This is a genomic window from Desulfovibrio sp. 1214_IL3152, from assembly GCF_036763055.1.
Lineage (GTDB): Bacteria > Desulfobacterota > Desulfovibrionia > Desulfovibrionales > Desulfovibrionaceae > Desulfovibrio.
In genome coordinates this window covers 1-2,067 of sequence record NZ_JBAIYW010000018.1, presented here as the reverse complement: position 1 = coordinate 2,067, position 2,067 = coordinate 1, and the positions used below count along the sequence as shown (strand labels likewise).

Below are 2,067 nucleotides of genomic sequence, written 5' to 3'. Positions count from 1 at the left end.
CGCTGCCCTTGCCCGGCGCGCTCTGCACATGTATCTGGCCGCCCATCAGCTCCACCAGCCGGCGGCACAGGGAAAGCCCCAGGCCGGTGCCGCCGAAGCGGCGTGTAATGGACGTATCCGCCTGTGAAAACGGCGTAAAAATACGTTCCTGCTCTTCCTGGCTCATGCCGATGCCTTCGTCGCTCACAAGGCATGCCAGAGTAATGCTGTTACCTTCGCGGCGCAAAAGCTGCAAATCCACGCGCACCACGCCGCGCTCTGAAAACTTGATGGCATTGCCGCCCAGGTTCAGCAGTATCTGCCGCAGGCGCAGGGCGTCACCCACAAGCGTTTTGGGAATATCAGGGTCAATATGGCTTTCAAGCACACAGCTCTTGTGCTGCGTGCGCGGGCGCAGCAAGGCAAGCACCGCTTCCATTTCATTGACAGGCTGAAACGGCAGGGCCTCCAGATCCATATGGTTGGCTTCGATTTTGGAAAAATCAAGAAGATCGTTGATGATATCCAGCAAAGATTCGCAGGTGGAATGGATTTTTTCCACATAATCCCGCTGCTGCGCGCTGAGGTTCGTATTGAGCACCAGGTGGGCCATACCCATGATACCGTTCATGGGCGTGCGTATTTCGTGACTCATGTTGGCAAGAAAGATGCTTTTGGCCGCATTGGCGGCTTCGGCGCTTTCCTTGGCCTCGCGCAGCATGCATTCATGCTGGCGCTGCTTGGTCACATCGTGCACATAGCCGGTGATGCGGGGTTCGTTCTGCGTACCCACCACCTCATACGTCACAGCAAATGAGCACAGGCCGCGCCACGGGTGGCTCACGCGCAGTTCCACATGCTCCTGAAAGCCCAGGGTCCAGCCCTCGGCACGGCAGAGATTGCGCCAGCGGTGGCGGTCTTCGGGCAGTATGCACTTTTCTACGGCCCCGAGCCGCTCCGCGGCATCCGCACTTTCATGCAGACCAAACTGTTCGTAAAAAATCTCGTTGCACGAAAATTCCGGTTTGCCGTTCTTGCGCCCCAGCTCGAATACGCCGAGCCAGCCCAGACGGCAGGCCAGTGAAAGCCGTGAAAGGCTTTCGCGCAGGGCATTGTGCGCCGCGTGCAGTTCACTGACATCCTGCTGAAAGCCCACAATGCGCAAAACAGGATCGTCCGCTGAAGACACGCGCTTGCCGCCGCAGCGCATATGCACCAGACCCATGTGGGGATGGCGGTAGGCATAGCGGATTTCGCGCATGGAGGCGTCATTCTTGAACACCGCCAGCCTTTCCCGGATAAGAGGCATGTCGAGGCTGTCCACATGACGCAGCCAGAAAGCCGCGCAGGCTTCCGGGTCCAACCCGTCAGGCAGGCCCAGCAGGCTCCGCATGGCCTCGTTGGTAAACATGGCTGTCCGTTCCGTGCGCGTGTCATATGAAATGGCCCACAGCCCCACACTGGCCGCCGCCATTGCCTCGCGTCCCCAGGAAAGCTCTTCGTCAAAAATTCGCCGCGCCTCTAACAATATACTGCCTCCAAAGCTGGCGTGCAGGCTAGCGCTTTTACGCCCGCAAGACAATGCCGTTCTGGAAAGGCCGGACAGCCCCCGGCCCGTTTTCCGCAACATACCGCCATGAAGCCGAAATTGCATTGATTTTGTCGCCCATTTGCCACCGCCTCCGCTTGCGCGCCGCATGACGGGGTGTTAATTTTGCCAGTCAGCGGACATATTACATAGCGATGCCTAGCGCGGCCGCAAACAAGGAACACGCATGAACAACACCACGGTTGTCATCAAATATGGCGGACACGCCATGGACAAGCCCGACCTGTGTACGGCTTTTGCTACAGATCTGGCCCAGCTTGCGGCCCAGCACATGGGCTTTGTCGTCGTGCATGGCGGCGGGCCGCAGATTTCTGCCCTGCTGCAGCGCCTGAATATTGAAAGCCGTTTTGAAAACGGCCTGCGCGTTACCGACCAGCCCACCATGGAAGCGGTAGAAATGGTGCTGTGCGGTCAGGTAAACAAGGCCGTGGTGGCCTCCCTGGCTGCGCACGGCGTGCGCGCCGCCGGCATTTCCGGTC

2 protein-coding genes are annotated in these 2,067 nt (G+C 59.1%); one reads left to right on the top strand and one right to left on the bottom strand.

All coding sequences use genetic code 11. The features are described from left to right. Positions 1-1,507, bottom strand: a 1,507-nt coding sequence (locus V6C07_RS00330; protein WP_333534348.1) for a hybrid sensor histidine kinase/response regulator, incomplete at its 3' end; no start/stop codon positions are given. A gap of 247 nt (positions 1,508-1,754) precedes the next feature. Between V6C07_RS00330 and argB the strand changes: the two genes are divergently transcribed. Then, the coding region (gene argB / locus V6C07_RS00325; protein ID WP_333534347.1) for an acetylglutamate kinase at positions 1,755-2,067 on the top strand (313 nt) is incomplete at its 3' end.